Here is a 20,218-nt window from a genome sequence, read left to right on the forward strand (position 1 = left end):
CGAGCCAGTACGGCCACGGAGGTGCAATTCGCTCAGTCGTCCGAAATCAGCGATTCGCGGAACGACCCGTCTCGCGGCGACGGATGCATTCGGCGAGGCCCTGTTTGAAGGTCAACCGGGTCACGAGTGAGCCGAGGTCGACGCCAATCGATATCAGCGTGATGGCGATACTCGGGGCGATGCCGGTGACGACGCACTCGGCCCCGAGCAACTCGACACTTCGCACCGTGCGGATCAGATGGTCCGCCGTCGTCGTGTCGATGGTCGAAACGCCGGTCACGTCGACGATGACGAAGCGCGCGCGACGACGGGCGATCTCCGAGAGCAAATGCTCGCTCATGTCGGCCGCGCGCTGCGAGTCGACGACGCCGATGAGGGGGAGGGCGAGGACGTCGTCCCAAACCTCGAGGATCGGTGTTGCGAGCTCGTCGACCGCGAGGCGCAGCTGCCGGAGCGCGTCGTCCTTGGCGTGCTCACTCGCGAGGAGACGTGCGTTCTTGTCCGCGAGCTCGGCGGCGAAGCGCCTGTGTTCGGTGACGTCGCGCAGAACGGCGACGGCGGCGACCACGTCACCCTCGGCATCGCGAATGGGACATGCCGTGACACTCAGCCAGGCCCCTGTCCCGTCGCGCAGCGTGGTGTAGAGCTCTTCGCGGTCGACGAAGTTCGACGCCAACGCGCGCGCGAAAGGCGAGGCCGCACGCTCGATGGCTTGCTGGCCTTCGGCTGGCGAAAAGCGTATTCCGTGCCACTCGCCGAGGGCGCGAACCCCATCGCCTTCCACCAAGACCCGCGCCGCAGGATTGGAGAGAAGGAGATTCTCTTCGAGATCCACCACGACGAGCGGATCACCAATGCTGTCGAGGAGAGCTTGAAATAAGCGCGATTGCTCTGTCATGTGCGAGCCTCGCTCGCGGTGCTTGTCGACATCACGTCCACCTCATGGTTCCACGCGACATGCGAGTCCGGGGCGGCTCGATGCGAACGAGGCTCTTCGGAGACTAATTTGGCGAGCGCGCGCTTTTCGAGAGGCTCGTGCGGCCGCGCTATCCCTTTTGGCGTTCTCGAAGCCCCGTCGACTGGGAGACAATGGCGTACCCACGCAGCGTCGCGAGCCCACCAAGGACTGTGATCACACCCTGCGGGCCCTTACGGCCAGCGCGTGGAATCTATCGAGGCTCGATGTGGCGGTCGTCGAAGGGCGGTGCGCCGACGAACGTGAGCAGAACGCGGATCCGCCCGTCCTCGTCGCATTCGCCGGCGTCGAACGTCTCGCCGCCGCGAGCTCCTGTCAGGCTTTCGAGGAGCCCGGCATAGCGAAAGACGCTGCCCTGGACGTCGACGGCACTCGAAAGCACCGCGCGCTCTCCCGGGCGTCGTCGTTGGAAGTCGGCCATCAGCGCATCGAGCTCGCGGTGCCCCTCGACCCGCCTTCCGGGCGTCCGCATGAGCAAATCCTTGGCGCACGCCTGCTCGATGAGCCGCATGCGCTGCGGCCCGTCTTGCTCGTTCCACGCCGCGACATACGCCTCGATGGTTGCTCGAATGCGTGCCTCGATCATGGTCGGAAGTATCCCGTCCGCCAGGACGACCCGTCAATGCGGCGCGGAAGAGTCGAGGCGGGACGTCAGGTCGATAGGGCGGCCTGGCCGTCGTCCATCGCTGCGTTGTCGTGCGGTGACCTGGGCTGCAGGTCCATCTTGGGAAAGGTAAAGAGCCACATCGTGAGGACGAATGGCATCGTCAGCGTCGGGATTCCGAACGGCTCGACCAGGATGTTCATCCCGCCTTGGACGATCACGGTAACGACGGTCGCGAAGAGCGCGTAGAGGGTCACCTTCCACGACGGACGGAGAAACACGCATCCCACGCCTATCGCGGTCAGCACGGGGCTGAAGCCGTAAAGCCCATTCGCGATCGCGTGGGCGTCGGCGCCGAAGAGGAGTGCGATGGCCATCGCGACCGCGGAGCCGACGACGGCGAAGAGCGCCGCGCGAATCGAGCTTGCTGCGATTCCGATGACGAAGAGAAGCCCGGCAATCGCATTGTTGACGAGGAAGACCTGGGAGATGTTGCGAAAGAGCGCCTGCAGGAGAAAGAGCGGTGTAATCGTCGCGTGAGCCACCGCGCCGTCGATGGCATGAGGCAGGACGGGCATCGCGAGCGAGACGGGGGACACCTGCGCGAAGCTCGAGGCGGCGAGCATGAGGATCCATGTCGTGATGACGAAGGGCCCCGTCGAAGCTGCCACACCGTAACGCTCGAGCGCCCTGCTTGCCGCGAGCATCACGACGTGAGCTGCCGCGGCCCCAATCACGAGGTAGAGCCACACCAGCGGATGCTGTCCTCCGAGAAAGGTGGGCACGGCGATGCCTACGAGGATGGGGTTGAAGCCGAACATCCCCTTGCGGAGAGCGGTCTCATCGGACCCGAGCAGCATCGCGGCAAGGGTGCCGACCATCACTCCAAGCACGGCGCCGATCGCTACCGGAATCGTTCCCGCGGTAGCTGAGCCCCAGAAAATCCCTGCCAGCAAGAACAAGCCGGTGATCGGATTGTTCTGGAAGAAGACCTGCGAAGCTCCGCGAAGGCAGGTATCGACGAATCGAACGGCTGCGTTGTCTGCGAATGGGAGGTGCCGCGTTGGCTCGGCCGTCATCGATTCGCTCCCCCGCACGCAGGGCCATTCGGGACGGCGAGAACGCTGCCGCGCGCCGCATGGGCTCGCGCGTGGATTCGATTGTCGGTGCGCACCGTTGCTATGTGCCACGACAATGACGGCATCGCCTGCAAATCGACGCGCAATTGGATTTGCAGCTCAGCGGTCCAGCGCCTTCAAGGCTCGATTCGACGTTGGGACGGCACGCCGTTCAGAGGTAGTTCGGCGCCCCACAGTTTTGCCATCCCTTGAACCGCCGCTATCGGGTCGGCCGCTTTGGCGCTTTCGTTGCGAGCGTGGCAGCGGCCTTCGTCGGTGGTGAAGAGCGATTGGGCAAACGCGCGCCCACCTTCCGTGATCGCAGCCGTCTTGGCGCTGCGCAGGTGCGTGAATGCCGTCAGCGCCGAAGCGAGCTCCTCGTGCTCGGCGAGGATGCGAGCGAGATGCCACGCATCCTCCAGCGCTTGGCAGGCGCCTTGTCCGGAGGTGGGGAGCGGGGCGTGTGCGGCATCGCCAATCAAGACGACGTTGTCTCGGTGCCATACCGGGATGGGATCGAGGTCGTGCACGGCGATCGTTCGGATGGTGTCACCGGGCGTGGCACGAAGGACATCACGAATGGGCTCGGCCCAGGCCTCGAACATCTTCTCGAGGAGCGGTTTCGGTGAGTCTTGTGAAGTCGCTTCGTCGATATCGACGGCTTTGGCACCCGCCCAATAGACCTTGTGCGGTGTGACGGCGACGATTCCGAAGCGCTCGCCCACTCCCCAATAGTCGTAGATTGCAACTTCATCGACGAGCGCGGACGTGCTCTCCGCCACACCGACCCAGTTGACGAATCCCTGGTAGACCGGCGTGCTGTCGCCGACGACGTAGCGGCGTGCGACCGAGTGGTTACGACCATCCGCGCCGATCACGAGATCGGCGGAGATCCGAGCGCCGTCCGCGAAGCGCACCATGGCGTGGCCGTCGCCAAGCGATTCGATGCCTTCCGCACGCCGACCGAGCGTGATGGCAATGCCTTGAGAGGCGAGGTGCTCGAGCAGAATGGCGTGCAGATCGCGCCTCAGAATCGAATGGCTGCCATGACCCATGAGGGCATTCAGAGCGACGACGTCGACGCCACCCAGCGGTGCCCCCGTCGGATCCAGGCGCAGCATGGCGCGCGGACGCCCGCTCACGGCGGCGACCTCGGGAAGAAGTCCTAATTGTTCCAGTACGAAGCTCGCATTTGGCCAGAGAACGATTCCGGCTCCAAGCGTGGTCAACGTCGACCGACGCTCGTACAGGCGTACGCGATGTCCTTGTTGGTGCAACGCGAGGGCGGCGCTCGCCCCGGCAATGCCTGCCCCCAGGATGGCAATATCCATGTCACTCCTCTCGATGCGATTGACGCCACCCTAGGTCATGACCAAATGCGGGATTAGCCGGTTCTTTGGGAAGGCTTGGTTACCTCACGCGGGATGATCCATGGCGAAGCAGCTCGACCTGAACACGGTGCGCGTGTTCGTTGCGGTGGTGGACAAGGGGAGCTTCGCCGGCGCCGCACGTGCGTTGTCGATGCCCACGTCGAACGTCAGCCGTTACGTCGCGCAGCTCGAGGCCAACCTCGGCGTGCGGCTCCTCGAACGTAGCAGCCGGCGGACGAGTGTGACCGAAGCTGGCCGCGTGCTGCATCAGCGCGCCAAGCCTCTCCTCGATGCTCTCGAGCAGACGGGATCGGAGCTCACGCAGCAGCAGGGCGCCCTGCGCGGCGCCTTGAAAGTCTCCTTGCCGACGGAGCTCGGCCCTCAGTTGCTCGCACCCGCTCTTGCCGAGTTCGCCGGCCTGCACCCTGGCATTCAACTCGAGTGCGACACCGTCCCAGCCGGTGTCGAGACCGTGCCGGACGACGTCGACGTTGCGATCGTCGTCAGTCGCGGCCCAGCCGAAGACAGCATGCGCGTCATGCGCCCGCTCGCGAGCCTACCCAGCGTGGTGGTCGCTTCGCCGAAACTCGTCGAGCAGGTTGGCCTGCCGAAGCGAACGTCCGATCTCGGAAAGCTCCCGTGCATCACCACCGCCGGCGCACTCAAGGGACGGCCCTGGCAGTTCATCGACGACCAAGGCGAGCTGCGCCACGTCCGGGTTTCGAGCCGCTATCGCGTCAACAGCGGGAAGCTCGCACAAGTCCGCGCCCTCCAAGGACTCGGCTTCGCAATTCTGGTCGAATTCGCATGCCGCGCCGACTTGGACCAAGGCCATCTGCACCGCGTCCCCTTGGATTGGCAGCCCGCGCCGCTGAAGCTCTGGGCAGCATATCGAAGTCGTCAATACCTGAGTGCTAGAGTCCGCGCGCTCCTCGACCTGATTCAGCGACGAATCGAGAATCTCGCCTGATGGCAAGGTCGGCGAGCGAACCGGCGTCTTCGCTCGTGTCTTCGACGATTCCGCCGACCTTGTCGTCGCCGACGATCGTGGTCCCCCACGGATGATTCGAACGGCGGGGCCGCCGTTGCGTTCAAGCGGGGCGTGCGGTCGCTGAATACTCTCGGAGGCATGTTCAACGCCATTCCGATGCCGGCGGCTCACGAGGCCGCTTCGCCGACGACCCTCCAGCTGCTCGTCAATCACACCGCCTGGGCCAATAGGCAGATGTTCGGTGCCCTGCGTGAGGTCGAGTCCTTCGATTCGCAGCAAGGCTCGGACCTGATCCGGCGTGCGCTGGACCACATTCACGTCGTCCGAGCCATCTTTCGAGCTCACCTGCAAGGAGTCCCGCACGGCTTCACGGCGCCGCAGCGAGCGGTGTTTCCGTCCCTCGAGGAGCTCGATCGCGAGTTCGACGACATCGACCGCTGGTACGTCGAGACCACGGAATCCCTTTCTCCCGAGGAACTCGCACGACCTCGCGACGTACGCTTCACCGACGGCAAAATCGTGGCCATGTCGCCCACGACGATGCTCCTCCACGTGGTGACGCACACGATTCACCATCGCGGAAACATCGACGTCATCATGCTCCAAACCGGCATGCCCCGCCGCCGCGACGGCGTTCCCGACTTCATCGTCAGCGGCGCGTTCCCGAGGTGATACGAGCTGGCGGTGACACAAGCGCCACGGCGTGTCGTGCGAAGCTCGCTTTCGTATCGTCGTCACACGTCTGCTGGCGAAAGTAATCCCGCTCGACGCGCTGTCTTGCGAGGGGGCTGCCGACCTCGTCAGCGGTGGCGGTCGCCGTCTGTGTCGAACCTTGGTCGAACGCCAATCCGTCTGAGCCTATACGAGGAGTACACAGAGTGGCGCTCCTCCCGTCGCCGCTTGCGGTGCCGCGAAAGCGCCGCCTGTTATCGAACGCCGGGCGGCGTCGCTGGCATCACGTGCGCTTACTTCACGATGGTGGCGCAGCCGGCGTAGACGTCGACCTTCGCGTGCGCGGCGTTGCTCACGGACGTGCAGGCGTTTCCGATGAGGGCGACTTTGCCGTCGGCGTCGTAGTCCCAGCAAAGGTCGGTCTCGCAGGTGTCGGACTTCGACTGGCGTTTCGGAATCACGTGCTGAGTGCCGTCGATGGTCACGACCACGTTGACCTCGTCCTGACGGATCGACTGGCCTGCCGGTGGCTGGGGAAGCTCGTAGACGCAACCGAGAGCGCTTCGGCGGATGGCCATGATCGCGTCCGCTAGTGCATCCGCGCCGAAGGTCGTGCTGTTCGACAGATCCACGTGGCAAGGGTGAGCCGGATCAGCGCCGTCTTTCGTGCTCGCGTCGGGATCGGGATTCACGAGCGGCGGCGAGCTGCTGTCCGCGTTGTCGAGGTCACCGCCGTCTGTCGTCTCGGGGAACGTGTCACGGCTCTCCGAGCCACACCCGACCCCGAGGGCCACGGCGAGAGCAAGTGAAAGCGAACTTCCCACGCCCTACGTCCACCAGCGCCTCATCGTGCCCAACAATGTGCCACGACGACGCCGTCGATGAAACCGACGTCGCCATTACCCAGCCGTACTTCCTGGGCGATCAGCCGCGATTTTCGAACACCTCGGCGACGCGCGCGGTCAGCCGCGTGTGGGCATGTTCGAGCACGGGGGCGCCGTGGGCGGTGATGAGATGTCGGAACTGGAGGGCAAGCAGGCGGCGGAAGTCGGACACGTTGGGCTCGCACGCGCCGAGCCACGTCGAGGGAACGTTGACCGGCTTGATCCAACCTTGCGCCGTGAACATCGCTCCAGTCTCGGCGCTGAAGAAGCGGTCGACCGTGGCCCAGTTCTGGACGGCGTCGCACGTGATCAGGATGCCGCCGTCACGCCGAAGTAGAAGGGCCGCCTCGGGGAACTTGGCGGACTCGAAGACGAACAGGTCCGCATTCCGGACGGGTAGTTCACCGCTAGCGGCGAGCGAACGGTCGGCCTCGCGCCCGTCGGCGTGCATGGAGCCGGGCAGGGCCCACAGCTTTGCGCCGTAACGATCGCGATAGAACGCGTCGTCGCGCCCGTGGAATGCGCCGAGGCGGAGGATGTCCGTCACGCGGCCGAGCGATTCGAGCGTTCCTAGCCCGTCGTCGTCGAGTCGCACGGTGTTCACGAGCGTGAGCCCTTCGGGCTGCCGCAACACGACCATCGTACGACTGGTCTGGAGGTCGACGCCCGCGTGGTGGGTCTTGTTCGTGCCCATGACGAAGAAGACGTCGGGCAGTACTTCCTGAATTTCACCATGCGGCCACGCGGGGCTGTACTCGAACGTCATGTTCTCGTCGTGGCAGCTCGCCACGCCTCCCGCCGTTAGCATAGAACGCGGCGTTGCGGCGTTCGTCACGAATCGACGTCGTGTATCCGGATTTCCGCTGTAGATGACGGGAGCACTGTTGCTCACGCTGCCTCAGGCGAGCACGCCGAGATCGAGCGCATCGAGGCGCGCGCGATGAGCGATGACGTCGGCGCCCACGATTCTCCCATCGCCTCCGAAGGTGAAACGCACCGCGCGAAAGAGTTTGCCGTGGAGCGCCATGACGAGCCCTGGTGACCCATCGACGAGCGCCGCGTCCGCGAAGCGGAAACCATACGAGAAGGCGGTGGCGCCCTTTGCCCAGTTCATTGCTCCACGCAGCTCTTGGCGACTTCCGTCGGCTTGCTCGAATCGGACGACGACATCGGGATCGAGCACGGCGAGGAGGCTTTGCATGTCTCCCTTGCGAAGCGCGGCGAGGAACGTGCTCACGACCTTTCGTTGATTCACGAGGCCAGAATCGGGAATGGCCTGCGTGGGGACGCCCTGAATGCGACGTCGCGCGCGGCTCGCGAGCTGTCGTGCGGCATCGGGCGAGCGTCCAACGATGGATGCGATTTCGTCGAAGGGTACGGCGAAGACGTCGTGGAGCACGAAGGCCAGGCGCTCGACGGGCTCGAGTGTGTCGAGGACGAGGAGGAGGGCGATGCCCACCGAATCGGCGAGCTGCGCCTCGCTCTCGGGATCGCTCGGCGCGGGCTGTTGCGCCATCGCCGCGGGCACCGGCTCCTCGGCGCGGGACTCGCGCGAGCGCAGCATGTCGAGGCACACGCGCGCGACGACCGTGGTGAGCCATCCCCCGAGGTTCGAGACGTCGCGTACGTCGCTGCGGTTCAGCCGCAGCCATGCCTCCTGCACGGCGTCGTCGGCCTCGGTCAGTGAACCGAGCATGCGATACGCCACACCGCGGAGGTGGGCTCGATATTCCTCGAAGTCGATTTCGTTCATGGCGCAGTCACATCCTTCGATCGCGGTCCGTCATAACCATGACGAGCCGAATCCGCCCGCTGTGACGGGCTCGGGCGAGTCTTGCCAATTTTCATGGAGATCATGCTCATGCAAGCGCGAATCAAGAACCCCGCCATGCTCATTCCGGAGGCCATGGGGCCTCTCCAGGCCCTCGCCGCGCTCATCCGTAACAGCCCCGTGCCTCAGAAGACCATCGGGCTCTGCCATCTCCGCGCGAGCCAGATCAATGGATGTGCTGTGTGCCTCGATCTCCACCGCCGTCACATGAAGGGCGACGAGACCGAGGAGCGCTTGTTCGCGCTACCGGCTTGGCGCGACGCGCCCTTCTTCACCGACTCCGAGCGCGCCGCTCTTGGCCTCACGGAATCGCTCACGCGCCTCAGCGAAAGTGAGGATCGTGTGCCCGACGCGGTCTGGAACGAAGCCGCGCGTCACTTCGACGAGCGCGAACTCGCGTCGCTGGTCATCGCCATCACCACCATCAACACCTTCAACCGAATCAACGTCGCGACTCGCCAGGTTGCCGGTGCGCAGCCCTGGGAGAAGTAGTCGTCGCTCGTTAGGAGGCTCGCGGTCTTTCACGACCGCGGGCCTTGCGTGCTCGGCGTGCCCAGCGACGCACTGCGCGATCGAACGGCGACCACGCGAGGTGCGGGCGTGTGCCGCTCGATTCACGAGCAAGCGCCGCCGTCGAATCTCCGCGGCGGGGCCGGCGCTTCTTGTGAGGTCGACATGCGTATGCCAGTAATGCAGATTCGACGTTTGCCTTGGATGGAAGCGTCGGGTGAGCTCAGCCTTATCCGCCAACGGTATTACGAATGCTGCATTCCAAAGAAGCTAGAACGGGCCGTGCGACCTTTCTTCGTTGGATTCGACTCGGTGCAGCGAGCGCCGTCCTACCGCTTCTGACATGGGCGTGCAGTGATTCGACGAGCACCAACGCGGCGGCTGGGCCGGACAAGGTCCAATGTGCTCAGGATGCCGACATGGACGGCGTCTGCGATGACGCCGACCAGTGCGCCGAGACCCCCGCAGGCGAGCCGGTCAACGCCCAGGGCTGCCCGGTGCGTCTCGAGCCTGTTGCGTGGTCGACGGGGCCTTACGGAACGAACATTCGCGATACGGCGGGTGACTTCACCCTCGAGACGCTCGACGGTCCGCTGACCTTCTCGAAGGCGTGGACCGGTGAGGACTCGTGGGTCTTCTTCGGCCACGAAGCGAAGGCCGATGAACTCGAGAAAGCCTGGAAGTCCGACGTGGCGAGGCTCCTCAGCGAGTCGCCGTCGAACGTCCACTACGTGTTCTTCTCCGCCGGTGCGGATCCGTCGGGCGACGTCACCGAGCTCAAGGCGCGCTTCACGACCGCGCTCGGCAAGCTCGCGGACCCCACCGCGTGGGACGGCCGGCTGCACTTCGTGCCGACGCCCATCGCCGACTTCGATCCCACGCTGAAGGCGTTCATCGATGCGCATCTCTCGCATCGCTACACGGCGCGCGCCTTCGCGATCGACCGCTTCCAGCGGTGGCGTCAGGTCGGCATGCTCGGGAGTCTCGCAGGAGGGGGCACGGTGGCCGGCGAGATGCGCTTCCTCTCGCGTGTTCCGCTCGGCTTCGAGTACGAGCGCCGTGTCGAGCGTGAGCGGGCTGCGCTCGCGCCGAAAGAGGTGGTCATCGCCGATGGCTTCGTGCATCCGGGCGGCTGGGACGATGGAAACAAGAGCCGGCTCGAGGTGACCTTCCCGTCGGCCGAGGAGATGAAGGGCTACGACTCGATGGCGATTCACGCCTTCACGTCGTGCCCGAATGACCTCGAGGGCTCGGAGAATGGCTGTCCCGCGTGGGATATGGCCCATCATCTGATTCTCTGCGACGAGGCCGACCCGAATACCTGCAATACGGAATTCGTTCGCTACATCACCAGCTATCACCGCGAAGGCGAGTGGCGTACCGACATCTCGGCGCTGCTTCCGCTGCTCGCTTCGGGCGGAAAGCGAACGTTCGTCTACCAGGGGCCGAACAGCTACGGGCTCCATCTGACCATCCAGCTTTGGAAGGATCCGGCGAAGACCGACAAGCCCGTTGCGATTCGCAAGTTGTGGGGCGATGCGCCGGACGAGAAGCGCTGGGACGAGAACTACAACGCTGCGATCGCGCCCGCGACGTTCGAGATCGACCCGAAGGCCACGCGCGCCGAGATCGTCTCGTCGATCACCGGACACGGATTCGCCAGCACGAACGAGAACTGCGCCGAGTTCTGCAATCACCAGCACCAGTTCACCCTCAACGGGGCGAAGCTTCCGCTCGTCGAGCATCCAACGGCGGGGACGCGCGAGGGCTGCTACAAGCTCGTCGGCGACGGCGTCGTTCCGAACCAGTACGGTACCTGGCCGCTCGGGCGCGCCGGTTGGTGCCCTGGGCAAGACGTGAAGTTCGACACCGTGGAGCTGAGCGAGGTCCTTCGATCCGGTCAGAACACGCTTGGCTACGAAGTCCTCTTCAAGAATGCCAATTACTCCCCGGCCTACGTCACGCCGGAGCCGACCGACCCGTACTTCCCGCACCTCCGGACGCAGGTCTGGCTGGTGACGTACGGCGCGAAGTAGCTTCTGTCTGGCCATCAGCGCGCGGCGCTCTTCTTCGGCGCCGCCGCTGGCCGTCCTCGAGCAGCTCGCGGCCCACGTCGCGTTGCCTGAGCTTGCCTGGCCCATCGAAGAGTTTGTCGTCGACGACGTACTTGCCGTCGAGGTGACGTTCCGTCGTTCACGACGCGTGCGCAAGGCGAAGCTGGACCAAGCGGTGCTGGTCGAATCCATTAGTGTTGACTGATCAATCAGTCGTGGCTAATGATTCGTCATGGCCGATGTCGCTGCCCTCGATGCCGTCATGCGCACGCTCGCCGACCCCACGAGGCGTGCGGTTTACGAGCGTATCGTCGGGTCCGACGAGATCAGTGTCGTCGAGCTGACGCGAGGCAGTGGCGTCACGCAGTCGGCCATTTCGCAGCACCTGCGTTCCCTCAAGCAGGCCGGTTTGATCACCGACCGCGCCCAGGGGCGCAACGTCTTCTACCGCAGTGAGCCAAAAGGGCTCGCGCCGCTCTTCGACTGGATGAGCCACTACGGCGTCTTCTGGCGCGAGCGGTTCGGCAACCTCCGTTCTCTCTTGAAGGAGATCGATCCATGAACGACGCCGCACAGCAGTCCGCAACGCAAGACATCGTCGTCGACGAGGTCTTTCCGCACAGGCCAGAAGCGATCTGGAGAGTACTGACCAACGGCGAGCTCATGGCCCGCTGGCTGATGAAGCCAACGGGATTCGAGGCCGTGGAAGGAAAGCGCTTCACGTTTCAAACCACACCGGGCGGCTCATGGGACGGTGTCATTCACTGCCAAGTGCTGCAGGTGATCGACAACGAGCGCCTCGCGTATGCGTGGAAGGGCGGGCACGAGGCGAACGTCGGATACGGGGCCAAGCTGGATACCGTCGTTACGTGGACGCTTTCCAAAGCCGAAAACGGTACGCGCGTTCGCCTCGTTCACTCCGGCTTCGTCGTTCCGAAGAACGATTCGGCTCTCAAGACCATGGGCGAGGGCTGGAAGACGGTCGTCAAGCGACTTGGTCCCCTCGCGGACGAGCAGAACTGACCGCAAATTCGAAATAGGAGATAAGTCATGGGTGAAGTAGGAAATGAAGCGCAAAAGGCCTATACGGGCGGATGCGCCTGCGGCGCGATCCGTTACGAGATCTCGGGCGAACCCTTCATGAACGACTGCCAGTGCCTCGACTGCCAACGAGAGAGCGGCACGGGGCACGGTTCCCACCTGACCTTCCCACGCGCCGGCGTGAAGGTCACCGGAGAGGCGAAGCACTGGGACATGCGCGCCGACTCCGGCAACATGAAGACGCGCTCCTTCTGCCCCACATGCGGATCGCCGGTCTACATGACGTTCGCGGCCATGCCGGATCTCTTCACGGTGCGCGCAGCGAGCCTCGACGAGCCGAGCCGATACAAGCCGCAACTGGTGACGTACAACGTGCGCGGCCACGCGTGGGATCACCTCGATCCGTCGATCCCGAAGTTCGAGAAGATGCCACCTCGTTGAATGCGAATCTTCGATTCGACGAGTTGATTGTCGCCTGAGCGCTCACGTCACCGGCTCAACGAACCTCGGTGTTCGATGGTGGATCAGTCGAGCATCCACTGTTTCTCGATCGTTCGTGCGACGTCGAGCGACGAGGCGCACAGCGATGGGTAGAACAGCGGGCTGGAGCGCTTCCACTTCAGCTCCTCGAGATCGTCGTGCATGAAGTAGGCGACTGCCATTTCGCCTTTCGCGTCCGCGGTATCGAGGAGGAAGACGTAGCCGTCACTCGTTTCGCGGCTCAGTTGGAAGAGGACCGCGTTGGCGAGCATCGCTTTGACGCGAGCAAACGAGTCCGGCTCCTCGAACATGTCGGCGGACACGTCGCGCATGCCTCTCGTGAAGCGCGCCACCTCGCTCGGCACGAGGACCGCGAAGGAGAGGCTCTCGGCGTGCTTGGCTTTTGGACCGATGGCCGGCGCGCCGTGGCGGGTGACGAGCTCAACGTACGAAGCTGGAAATCGACAACCGAGCGCCTTCTCCGCGGCCTTGATGTCTCGCATGGTCACCGGTCGACGGACGACGTCGGCCCCACGAGCCTCGAGGACGTTCCACATCTCGTTTGGTGACAGCTTGCGGGTGAGGCGCGTGGGCTGTTTTACGCTCGTCTTCTTCTTCGCCGTCTTTCCAGCATTCAAGACCGCCGTTTTCAGGATGGTCTGAAGCTTGTCTTTGGGCGAGATCGAGATGCCATTGGCAATGAGGTGATCGTTCGCGGGGCCACCCTTGCCGGGTTTCTTGCGGAACTCGTCGAGACAGGCCTCCACGCTTCGACCGCCGAAACACAGCCAGCCGTCCTCCTTCGTCTTCACGTAGAGGTAGTGCTTCTTCGGCGTCTCCGCCCAGTACGCCGTGCCGATGGCGTCGCGCTTGGTTCGCTGCTGGGCGCTGCGATAGCTGAGGCTCTTGACGGGCTTCCAGTCGACGTCGCCGTCGAGCTTCTTGGCTGCCATGACGAGCATCGTCCGCGCGGGCGACGGTCGCCGTCAACCCGTGAGGCGCAGCCGGGCCGCCTCGATTCGAAGACGCAGTCACGTGCCGCTCTGGGGACTCGGAGTGACCGAAGCGGCAGGCTGTGGGCTCTTCGCCCGCGCGAACGGTGGATTGTCGGGGAGGCGTTCCGATCCAGGAACACCGACCAGTACCTCGTACGAGGACGACTCGAAGAGGCCGCGCGCTTCGCTCTCGGCGAGCCAAACTGCGCGGCACTTCACGTAGCCGAAGATGTTGTCGACCTCCTGCTTGAGAAAGTAACTCTTGCCCGCTTCGGCCGTGAGTTTCGCCGTCTCGATGGCGTCGGCCTCGATCGTGATCTCGTGCTCGCCCGGCTCGGCGAGATAACAGAAGTGGGTATTGCCGAGCGTCGCCCCGACGAGCAAACGGTTGTCGCGTGTCGGAAACGTCACGGCGCTCCCGAGAACGGCCGTTCTCACCACGCAGATCTTTGCGGCGGTCGGCGGGACCTGGGTTTGCGCCTGGACGGGGGCCACCGCAGGCCGATCGAGCTTCCAGCTCGAACATCCCGCAAGACAAGCGACCAGGACGAAGCTTGGGACGAGCAGTTCCTTGAGGGCCATGGTGGCGCCCGAGAGCAAGTGGCATGCCCTCGGTACCGCCTTCGCATGGTCATGCTGCGAAGCGTCAAGCGCACGCCAGCGTGGCGGGTCGCCCTTACAAGCCGACGACGGTGGTAGGCGTCGGGCGGTTGGTCGTGGTGCCGTCTCCCAACTGGCCGCTCGCGTTGTTGCCCCAGCAAACGACCGCGCCGGTCGCGCGCAGCGCGCAGGTGTGGCTCTGCTGCAGTTCGATTGCCTGACGGCCGCCCGCAGAGATTCCGACGGCGTCGGTGAGGCCGGTCACCGGCAACGGCCTGTTCGTCTGCTCGGTTGTCGACCCGCTACCGAGCTGCCGGTCGTTGTTGCTGCCCCAGCACGAGACGGCGCCCGTCGCGTGCCGCGCGCAGACATGCACAGCGCCCGCCGAGATTTCGACGGCATCCGTGAGGTCGGCGACGAGATCGGGGGTGGCGCGTGTGCCGACGTTGAAGCCGAGGCCCAGTTGTCCCCATCCGTCGTCCCCCCAGCACACGACGACGCCCGTCGTCTGTCGTGCACAGCTGGAACTGGCGCCGAGCGCGAGCTCCGCGGCGTTGCCGAGATCTTTGACGGCTACCGGGGTGTAGTGATCGTTCCCCGAGCCGTCTCCAAGCAGGCCGTAGGCATTGGAACCCCAGCAGAGCACCGTGCCGGATGCCTTTCTCGCGCAATTGTGGACCTCCCCGAGCGCGACTTCCACCACGTCGGCCAGACCCGCGATGACCACGGGGGTGAGCGCGTCGCCGTAGGTTTCCAAGAACGCGGCGTTCTCGTTTGAGCCCCAGCAGACGACGTCTCCTGCAGCTCGCACGGCACAGGCGTGACCCGGGCCAACGTCGAGCTGAATGGCGTCGGTCAGTCCACTCACCGAAACCGGCGTGAGGCGGTTGGTCTTGGTGCCGTCACCGAGCTGGCCGGCGGCGTTCTTTCCCCAGCAAACGACGGCCCCTGTGGTGCGTCGTGCGCACGCGTAGCCGAATCCGACGCCGACTTCGGCGGCGTCCGTGAGGCCGCTCACGACGACGGGGGTAGCGCTGTCCGTCGTCGTGCCGTTGCCGAGCTCTCCGGAGCCGTTGGTTCCCCAGCAGAGGACGGCCCCGGATGCGCGCCTGGCGCATGTGCTCGCGCCCAATCCGGCTTCGATTTGAACGATCCTCAACGGGTCCAGATTGCCCGCATCCCCCGCATCGCCAGCGTCACCGGCATCGCCGGCGTCCTGCTCATTGGCGTCGCCGGAGGCATCGGCGTCGTGGCCTGCTGCGTCGGCATCACCCTTCGGAGACTCTGCATCACGATGTTCGCGCCCGCCGTCGGAGGTCGAAGAGTCCGCCGTATTGGGAATCGCGGGGTCGCCACTTGGCTCTTCGTCCGACGAGCTACAGGCCCACGCGAACGGCAGACTGGTAGAAATACCGATGATGACTGCCAGCCATCGTCGCGATCGCTCATTCGAAATCTTACGGATCATGGAAGTTCTCCCGACTGGTGAAAGGCGTCACGCACGATCCGGCGGTGGCGCGTCGTTACGAGTGAGCGTCTTCGTGTCTCGATGCGTGACGGCAGCGGCCGTCGATCAGGGCAGGCCTCTGACGGACGTGGGCGAAGGCCGGACCTTGTCGGTCCCGTCGCCGACGGTGCTGCCCCAGCACACGAGCGAGCCTGAGCCGCGCACCGCGCAAGCGGTGGCGCTGCCGACGGCGATGTCGGTGGCATCCTTCAATCCGACGACGATGACCGGCGATGATCGCGCTGCGATGGTGCCGTCGCCGAGCTGTCCGAGGCGGTTGTCGCCCCAGCAAATGACCTCTCCGGAGTTTCGTCGCGCGCACGCGTTGAAGTTGATCGTCGTGCTGATCTCGGCGACGCCGGTCAGGAGTGGGGCGGAGACGAGCGGGGAATTCGTCGGCGTCGCGTTGTCGAACAGCCCCGAACTCGACATTCCCCAGCACACGACCTCTCCCGAGGACCGCTTCGCGCAAACCCACGAGAGGCCGACCCAGACGTCGACCGCATCGGTCAGATCGAGAACGTCACCGGGCAGCGCGCGGTCGGTGGTCGTTCCGTCGCCGAGCTGGCCGTAGAGATTGCTGCCCCAGCAGGCGACCGAACCCGTCGCGCGGACCGCGCAGGTCGTGGTCGGTCCCACGGCGATGTCGACAGCGTCGTCCACTCCGACGACGGCGGTCGGGGTCGAACGAGCCGTCTTGGTGCCGTCGCCGAGCAGGCCGGTCTCGTTGTCTCCCCAGCATACGACCTGTCCCGATGCGCGCCGCGCGCAGGTCGACGAGCCCATCACCGAGAGCTGCACCGCGTCGTCGAGCCCGCTCACGGCGACCGGCGTCGAATGCCCCGTCGGCGTGCCGTCACCAAGGGTCCCGCGCTCGTTGGTCCCCCAGCAGACGACGGCGCCGGAGGCTCGCCTCGCGCAGGTGAAATCGACCCCGGCGCGGATCTCGACCGCGTCGACGAGCCCGCTGACCGGATAGGGAACCGTGCGCGAGGTCTTGGTGTTGTCACCGAGCTGACCTTTCCGATTGTCACCCCAGCACGTCGCCGTGCCCGATGCCCTGCGTGCGCACATGAAGAAGTAACCACCGGTGACCTGCACGACGGGATCGACGGCGGCATCCGCCGGCTCCGAATCCGGGCTCGCTGCGTCGGGCGCTTCCGCATCGAAGACGCCTGACGGAGTCGCGTCGGTCGCGTCGCGCGCGTCCGCATCGGTCGACGCGTCGTCGAGGGCGGTCGTCGAGGGCGGATGATTCGCCTCGTCGTCGGCGGTGCAGGCCGCGCCGAATGCCGCTGCCGTCGAGAGTATGGCCGCGAGTCCGAGGGCGCGTTCGTGACGCCGCAACTTCGCCCGATAGACGGGCGCATCTTCGATGGACGTGCTGGAGGAATTCATCGGACCTCGATCCTCGTCGACGAGACGGGACGTGTTCCTGCGCCGCCCGGGAATCCGTAGCTCGCGTAGCGGCTCGTTCCCCAGACGTGGAGCGAGAAGGGGGCTCGACTGGAGGCCTCGCGGCGGCCGTATCCGCACTCTTTCCCATTGACCGAGGCAGGGTGTGAGTCGCGCGTCAAATCCACGCGGACGTACTCGAGGGTTTCGTTCGACCCGAGCGGAAGCCAACCATCGAGCACTCCCGCGCAATCCAGCGTCACGTCTTCGAACCCGCCCTGGCCCCGCTTGCGGACGAGCGTGACCGAGCTGTTCGGATACGTGTGGTCGACGAAGAAGACGTAGTGATCGAGGAATTGATCGACCGGAATCATGTCGACGAAGTCGGGATCTCCTTCACCGCCGAACGCCCGTCCGCCGCTCATGTACGTCGAGAGATGAAACGGATGGTCGGGGTTCTGGCTCTTGACCGAAAACGGACGATCCGAAGTGAACGCGACGATGCCCGCACGATCGACGGCCTCCGGCGCGCCGACCGGTCGAAACGGGGCATACTCGAGGACGGTGCCGTCCTCCGCGCCCACGATCTGCCAGTAGGTGGGATCGCCTGGATCTCCCGAGTCCCCTCGCGCGCGATGACCGACCGCGGCATAGGAAGAGCCCCATTGCGAGATGGGCGAGATCTGCTGTTGCGCCGTATCTGCCGCCTCGCGAGTCTTCGGAACGTTGATGAGGCCTGCGCCCCCGAACACTCCGACCGGATGTGTGGTCTCCAGCACACTGCCGCCGAGATTGTTGTTCTGAACGAGCTCGAGGACCTGTCCCTTCCCGAGCCGGAAGACTCCGATTTGTTCGGGGAGAATGGGGCCGACGCCCGGCGCGCCTTCGATGGTGACGCGAGGTCGAATGCGGACCTCGGTGTCGTCTTCGTGCGCGACCACCTGGAGCGAGGGCAGGCTCGCCCAGTCCGCGAAGGGCTCGACGACGAGGTAGTTCGTGCCCCAGGCGCTCGTCGGGAGGAGCAACGTCGCCGAGGGCGTGAAGCTCGCGGCCCCGCCGTATGGAAAAATGGAGTAGGCGGAAACCGGCAAATCCGTCGAGATGTGGAAGGCGTCGTAGATCTCCGACTTGAGCACCTCCGCCGACGGGCGACCGCGTCGCGCAGCGGTCGTCCCGAGGGGGCAATCCGTATGCACGTTGACCACTTCCTGGTTGCTTGCGTCGCCCCAGAGCACGGGGCGGTCGTCCTGATTGAGGAAAACGACCGCCACTTCACCGGCGGGGATGGCTCCGTCGAGCCGCTCGAACTGGAACGTCCCCGCTGCTGAAGTCGTGAATCGATAGGTCGACTTCGAAATGTCGAGCGGGTGGGCGCCGTACTCGGCACGAAGCGTCACCGGGGTGGTCCACGTATTCGCGATGAACGCCGCGAAGCAGGATGTGTTCATGCGGATGCCGCCGACGCGCTGCCCGCCGGGCAGCTTGGCATCCGACGGGAGGGCCGCGGGCGCGGGCGTCGTCCAGAAGGAGCAGCCGATCGACCCCTGGCTCCGCGATGCGCTCTCGCAGGCAGGAACGCACGTCCCGTCTGCGCAGCCTTCGGTTGGGCCGCATTCGCGCACGACGGAGTCGTCACACGCAGAGAGGACCTTGCGCAGATCAGGAGAGCAGCGACGCTTCTCGCAGCCGCCGTCCGGCGAGCTCTCGCCGTCGGTCTCGAACGAAAGACCATCGTCGATGACGTTCGACCGCGAGGAACTACAGCTCGCCACCACGACGAGCAAGCCTGCGATGCCGGCGAGTAGTCCGAGTCGAGTGTTTTTCATGGCAGTCGAAGACCGGTATTCCGTGCGGACGATCATTCGAAACGAATCCTCTCTGGATTCGAATGCCGCGAATCGTCGGCGGTGCCGTGTCCGAGTTCTCCATGCTTGTTGCCGCCGAAGCACTCGACGCTGCCGTCGCGAAGCAGCACGCACGTCGTCGTTGTCGCCATGGCAACGCTCACGACATCGCCGGTCACGAGGTTCGCGGGGGCGAATTTCGGGACGAACGTGTTGCTCTCGTCGAGAACGACTGCGCCGTACGGTATTCCGCATTCACCGAAGTAGTCAGTCCCCTGGCATTCGAGGGTGCCGTCCGTCATGCGGACGATCACCCGATCGTGGCCGGTCTTCGTTCCCAGCGGATTGGCGTAGACTCGTTGAGCGCGCGCCGGACCCTGCGTCGGCTGTCGTAGAGGTAGTCGAGCCTTGGTTCCCCAGCAGTAGACGTCACCTCCGGCGACTGCACATCCGAGCGCCCAGCTCATGGCCACGCTCGTGATGCCGGCCGGCAACGTCGGGATTTGGTGTGGGACTGGATCCGGGATGACGGGTGACTCGCGCCCGAGAGTGACCTCGGAGCCTCCCCAGGACAAGGCCTTACCCCCGGCGGTGAGGGCAATCGTCGTGTATGCGGATGCCATCTCGATCACGCTCGGGTCGAGCAACGACGCGACACGAGGGAGCCCGTCGTCGGGTGGCGCGTGGGCGGTCAGGTAGGGGAGCCCCCACGAGATCACTGCTTCGCTGCTCGTGCGGGCGTAGATGGCGCGGGGACCGACCACCACGTATTCGGCTCCGCCGGCATCGAACTCGTCGAAACGGATCGAGCGGATACCACCCGCATCGGCGGCTTGCGCGAGACCGAGCAGGCCAACCTCGGTCGACTCGGTGCCCCAGCAACGGAGAGAGCCGTCCGTGATGCGCGCGCACGTCAGGGAGTCGGCGGCCGAGAGCTGCGTGGCACCATCGACGGGAACGAGGCGCGGCGCGACCACGCTCGAGGCGTCGGGCGATCCGGCATCGGCGACGTCCGCAGGGAGAGCTGCCGCAGCGCCCCAGCACCAGACCTTCGAATCGCGCGTGCGGGCGCAGAAGTGCAGGGCGCCGCCGACGAGCTCGACGACACACGGCGTGGTCGCGCAAGAAACCGCTTGGTCCGAAGCGTCGTATGGCGCGGAGACATCGATGTCCGCGACGGCGTCCGTGAGCACCGCGCCGTCGAAAGTGGGCGGGAGCGACGCGGTCGAACCAGCATCTTCCTCGTTCGTGAAGCCGAGGAGGTTCGAGCCGCACGCCACGAGGCTTTGCACGGCGGTGAGCGCGATGAGGGCGCCCCTCCGCATGAACGTCCGCATGCACCAGGG

The 20,218-nt window shown here is 65.2% G+C and carries 20 protein-coding genes; 7 read left to right on the forward strand and 13 right to left on the reverse strand.

What is annotated here, in order from left to right:
- Positions 1 to 46: 46 nt before the first annotated feature.
- The 4 genes from AKJ09_RS31840 to AKJ09_RS31855 all read right to left on the reverse strand — a co-directional run bounded on the left by AKJ09_RS31840 (position 47) and on the right by AKJ09_RS31855 (position 4,029).
- Positions 47 to 898 (reverse strand): PAS domain-containing protein, encoded by an 852-nt coding sequence (locus tag AKJ09_RS31840; RefSeq protein WP_146651625.1) that lies wholly within the window; start codon positions 896 to 898, stop codon positions 47 to 49.
- Positions 899 to 1,169: 271 nt separating this feature from the next.
- Positions 1,170 to 1,562, reverse strand: coding sequence for a hypothetical protein (locus AKJ09_RS31845; protein ID WP_146651626.1), 393 nt, complete (start codon positions 1,560 to 1,562; stop codon positions 1,170 to 1,172).
- Positions 1,563 to 1,627: 65 nt separating this feature from the next.
- The gene (yut, locus tag AKJ09_RS31850) at positions 1,628 to 2,659 is read right to left on the reverse strand and encodes an urea transporter (protein WP_146651627.1); all 1,032 of its coding nucleotides are present in this window, start codon (positions 2,657 to 2,659) and stop codon (positions 1,628 to 1,630) included.
- 176 nt (positions 2,660 to 2,835) lie between these two features.
- Positions 2,836 to 4,029 carry an FAD-dependent oxidoreductase gene (locus AKJ09_RS31855; RefSeq protein ID WP_146651628.1) on the reverse strand — a complete coding sequence of 398 codons (1,194 nt, stop codon included), beginning with the start codon at positions 4,027 to 4,029 and terminating at the stop codon, positions 2,836 to 2,838.
- A 100-nt stretch (positions 4,030 to 4,129) separates the two neighbouring features.
- Here AKJ09_RS31855 and AKJ09_RS31860 point away from each other — a divergent pair, with 100 nt between their 5' ends.
- On the forward strand, positions 4,130 to 5,038 hold the full coding sequence (locus AKJ09_RS31860) for a LysR family transcriptional regulator (RefSeq protein ID WP_146651629.1): 909 nt from the start codon (positions 4,130 to 4,132) through the stop codon (positions 5,036 to 5,038).
- Positions 5,039 to 5,197: 159 nt separating this feature from the next.
- The gene (locus tag AKJ09_RS31865) at positions 5,198 to 5,731 is read left to right on the forward strand and encodes a DinB family protein (RefSeq protein WP_146651630.1); all 534 of its coding nucleotides are present in this window, start codon (positions 5,198 to 5,200) and stop codon (positions 5,729 to 5,731) included.
- 293 nt (positions 5,732 to 6,024) lie between these two features.
- On the opposite strand, the gene AKJ09_RS31870 is transcribed toward AKJ09_RS31865, so the two are convergent.
- The 3 genes from AKJ09_RS31870 to AKJ09_RS31880 all read right to left on the reverse strand — a co-directional run bounded on the left by AKJ09_RS31870 (position 6,025) and on the right by AKJ09_RS31880 (position 8,368).
- Positions 6,025 to 6,555 carry a hypothetical protein gene (locus AKJ09_RS31870; RefSeq protein ID WP_146651631.1) on the reverse strand — a complete coding sequence of 177 codons (531 nt, stop codon included), beginning with the start codon at positions 6,553 to 6,555 and terminating at the stop codon, positions 6,025 to 6,027.
- A 100-nt stretch (positions 6,556 to 6,655) separates the two neighbouring features.
- Positions 6,656 to 7,405: a hypothetical protein gene (locus AKJ09_RS31875; protein ID WP_240488653.1), complete on the reverse strand. Its 750-nt coding sequence runs from the start codon at positions 7,403 to 7,405 to the stop codon at positions 6,656 to 6,658.
- A gap of 108 nt (positions 7,406 to 7,513) precedes the next feature.
- A complete protein-coding gene (locus AKJ09_RS31880) occupies positions 7,514 to 8,368 on the reverse strand; it encodes a sigma-70 family RNA polymerase sigma factor (protein ID WP_146651632.1) in 855 nt (284 codons plus the stop codon).
- A gap of 108 nt (positions 8,369 to 8,476) precedes the next feature.
- Here AKJ09_RS31880 and AKJ09_RS31885 point away from each other — a divergent pair, with 108 nt between their 5' ends.
- The 5 genes from AKJ09_RS31885 to AKJ09_RS31905 all read left to right on the forward strand — a co-directional run bounded on the left by AKJ09_RS31885 (position 8,477) and on the right by AKJ09_RS31905 (position 12,492).
- Positions 8,477 to 8,938, forward strand: a complete 462-nt coding sequence (locus tag AKJ09_RS31885; RefSeq protein WP_146651633.1) for a carboxymuconolactone decarboxylase family protein — start codon at positions 8,477 to 8,479, stop codon at positions 8,936 to 8,938.
- A 269-nt stretch (positions 8,939 to 9,207) separates the two neighbouring features.
- Positions 9,208 to 10,992: a peptide-N-glycosidase F-related protein gene (locus AKJ09_RS53440; RefSeq protein ID WP_169928032.1), complete on the forward strand. Its 1,785-nt coding sequence runs from the start codon at positions 9,208 to 9,210 to the stop codon at positions 10,990 to 10,992.
- A 250-nt stretch (positions 10,993 to 11,242) separates the two neighbouring features.
- The gene (locus AKJ09_RS31895; protein WP_146651634.1) at positions 11,243 to 11,572 is read left to right on the forward strand and encodes an ArsR/SmtB family transcription factor; all 330 of its coding nucleotides are present in this window, start codon (positions 11,243 to 11,245) and stop codon (positions 11,570 to 11,572) included.
- On the forward strand, positions 11,569 to 12,033 hold the full coding sequence (locus tag AKJ09_RS31900; RefSeq protein ID WP_146651635.1) for an SRPBCC family protein: 465 nt from the start codon (positions 11,569 to 11,571) through the stop codon (positions 12,031 to 12,033). The genes AKJ09_RS31895 and AKJ09_RS31900 overlap by 4 nt, the downstream gene beginning before the upstream one ends.
- 27 nt (positions 12,034 to 12,060) lie before the next feature.
- Positions 12,061 to 12,492 (forward strand): GFA family protein, encoded by a 432-nt coding sequence (locus AKJ09_RS31905; protein WP_146651636.1) that lies wholly within the window; start codon positions 12,061 to 12,063, stop codon positions 12,490 to 12,492.
- Between the two features lie 83 nt (positions 12,493 to 12,575).
- Here AKJ09_RS31905 and AKJ09_RS31910 read toward each other — a convergent pair whose 3' ends face one another.
- The 6 genes from AKJ09_RS31910 to AKJ09_RS31935 all read right to left on the reverse strand — a co-directional run bounded on the left by AKJ09_RS31910 (position 12,576) and on the right by AKJ09_RS31935 (position 20,197).
- Positions 12,576 to 13,484 carry an SMI1/KNR4 family protein gene (locus AKJ09_RS31910; protein ID WP_169928034.1) on the reverse strand — a complete coding sequence of 303 codons (909 nt, stop codon included), beginning with the start codon at positions 13,482 to 13,484 and terminating at the stop codon, positions 12,576 to 12,578.
- A gap of 78 nt (positions 13,485 to 13,562) precedes the next feature.
- Positions 13,563 to 14,108: a hypothetical protein gene (locus AKJ09_RS31915; protein WP_146651638.1), complete on the reverse strand. Its 546-nt coding sequence runs from the start codon at positions 14,106 to 14,108 to the stop codon at positions 13,563 to 13,565.
- Positions 14,109 to 14,202: 94 nt separating this feature from the next.
- Positions 14,203 to 15,594 (reverse strand): RCC1 domain-containing protein, encoded by a 1,392-nt coding sequence (locus AKJ09_RS31920; RefSeq protein ID WP_146651639.1) that lies wholly within the window; start codon positions 15,592 to 15,594, stop codon positions 14,203 to 14,205.
- Positions 15,595 to 15,699: 105 nt separating this feature from the next.
- Positions 15,700 to 17,031, reverse strand: coding sequence for an RCC1 domain-containing protein (locus tag AKJ09_RS31925; protein ID WP_146651640.1), 1,332 nt, complete (start codon positions 17,029 to 17,031; stop codon positions 15,700 to 15,702).
- Positions 17,028 to 18,854: an IgGFc-binding protein gene (locus tag AKJ09_RS31930; protein ID WP_146651641.1), complete on the reverse strand. Its 1,827-nt coding sequence runs from the start codon at positions 18,852 to 18,854 to the stop codon at positions 17,028 to 17,030. The genes AKJ09_RS31925 and AKJ09_RS31930 overlap by 4 nt, the downstream gene beginning before the upstream one ends.
- Positions 18,855 to 18,886: 32 nt before the next feature.
- Positions 18,887 to 20,197 carry an RCC1 domain-containing protein gene (locus AKJ09_RS31935; protein ID WP_146651642.1) on the reverse strand — a complete coding sequence of 437 codons (1,311 nt, stop codon included), beginning with the start codon at positions 20,195 to 20,197 and terminating at the stop codon, positions 18,887 to 18,889.
- Positions 20,198 to 20,218: the final 21 nt, after the last annotated feature.

This window comes from Labilithrix luteola (genome assembly GCF_001263205.1).
Classification (GTDB): Bacteria; Myxococcota_A; Polyangia; order Polyangiales; family Polyangiaceae; genus Labilithrix; species Labilithrix luteola.

Excerpts from the sequence above, each read along its gene's own strand:
- AKJ09_RS31845 (WP_146651626.1), bottom strand. The coding sequence starts at position 1,562 with ATGATCGAGGCACGCATTCGAGCAACCATCGAGGCGTATGTCGCGGCG.
- AKJ09_RS31840 (WP_146651625.1), bottom strand. The coding sequence starts at position 898 with ATGACAGAGCAATCGCGCTTATTTCAAGCTCTCCTCGACAGCATTGGT.
- AKJ09_RS31885 (WP_146651633.1), top strand. The coding sequence starts at position 8,477 with ATGCAAGCGCGAATCAAGAACCCCGCCATGCTCATTCCGGAGGCCATG.
- AKJ09_RS31860 (WP_146651629.1), top strand. The coding sequence starts at position 4,130 with ATGGCGAAGCAGCTCGACCTGAACACGGTGCGCGTGTTCGTTGCGGTG.
- AKJ09_RS31920 (WP_146651639.1), bottom strand. The coding sequence starts at position 15,594 with ATGATCCGTAAGATTTCGAATGAGCGATCGCGACGATGGCTGGCAGTC.
- AKJ09_RS31930 (WP_146651641.1), bottom strand. The coding sequence starts at position 18,854 with ATGAAAAACACTCGACTCGGACTACTCGCCGGCATCGCAGGCTTGCTC.
- AKJ09_RS31865 (WP_146651630.1), top strand. The coding sequence starts at position 5,198 with ATGTTCAACGCCATTCCGATGCCGGCGGCTCACGAGGCCGCTTCGCCG.
- AKJ09_RS31925 (WP_146651640.1), bottom strand. The coding sequence starts at position 17,031 with ATGAATTCCTCCAGCACGTCCATCGAAGATGCGCCCGTCTATCGGGCG.
- AKJ09_RS31895 (WP_146651634.1), top strand. The coding sequence starts at position 11,243 with ATGGCCGATGTCGCTGCCCTCGATGCCGTCATGCGCACGCTCGCCGAC.
- AKJ09_RS31935 (WP_146651642.1), bottom strand. The coding sequence starts at position 20,197 with ATGCGGAGGGGCGCCCTCATCGCGCTCACCGCCGTGCAAAGCCTCGTG.
- AKJ09_RS31915 (WP_146651638.1), bottom strand. The coding sequence starts at position 14,108 with ATGGCCCTCAAGGAACTGCTCGTCCCAAGCTTCGTCCTGGTCGCTTGT.
- AKJ09_RS31905 (WP_146651636.1), top strand. The coding sequence starts at position 12,061 with ATGGGTGAAGTAGGAAATGAAGCGCAAAAGGCCTATACGGGCGGATGC.
- AKJ09_RS31880 (WP_146651632.1), bottom strand. The coding sequence starts at position 8,368 with ATGAACGAAATCGACTTCGAGGAATATCGAGCCCACCTCCGCGGTGTG.
- yut (WP_146651627.1), bottom strand. The coding sequence starts at position 2,659 with ATGACGGCCGAGCCAACGCGGCACCTCCCATTCGCAGACAACGCAGCC.
- AKJ09_RS31900 (WP_146651635.1), top strand. The coding sequence starts at position 11,569 with ATGAACGACGCCGCACAGCAGTCCGCAACGCAAGACATCGTCGTCGAC.
- AKJ09_RS53440 (WP_169928032.1), top strand. The coding sequence starts at position 9,208 with ATGCTGCATTCCAAAGAAGCTAGAACGGGCCGTGCGACCTTTCTTCGT.
- AKJ09_RS31855 (WP_146651628.1), bottom strand. The coding sequence starts at position 4,029 with ATGGATATTGCCATCCTGGGGGCAGGCATTGCCGGGGCGAGCGCCGCC.
- AKJ09_RS31910 (WP_169928034.1), bottom strand. The coding sequence starts at position 13,484 with ATGGCAGCCAAGAAGCTCGACGGCGACGTCGACTGGAAGCCCGTCAAG.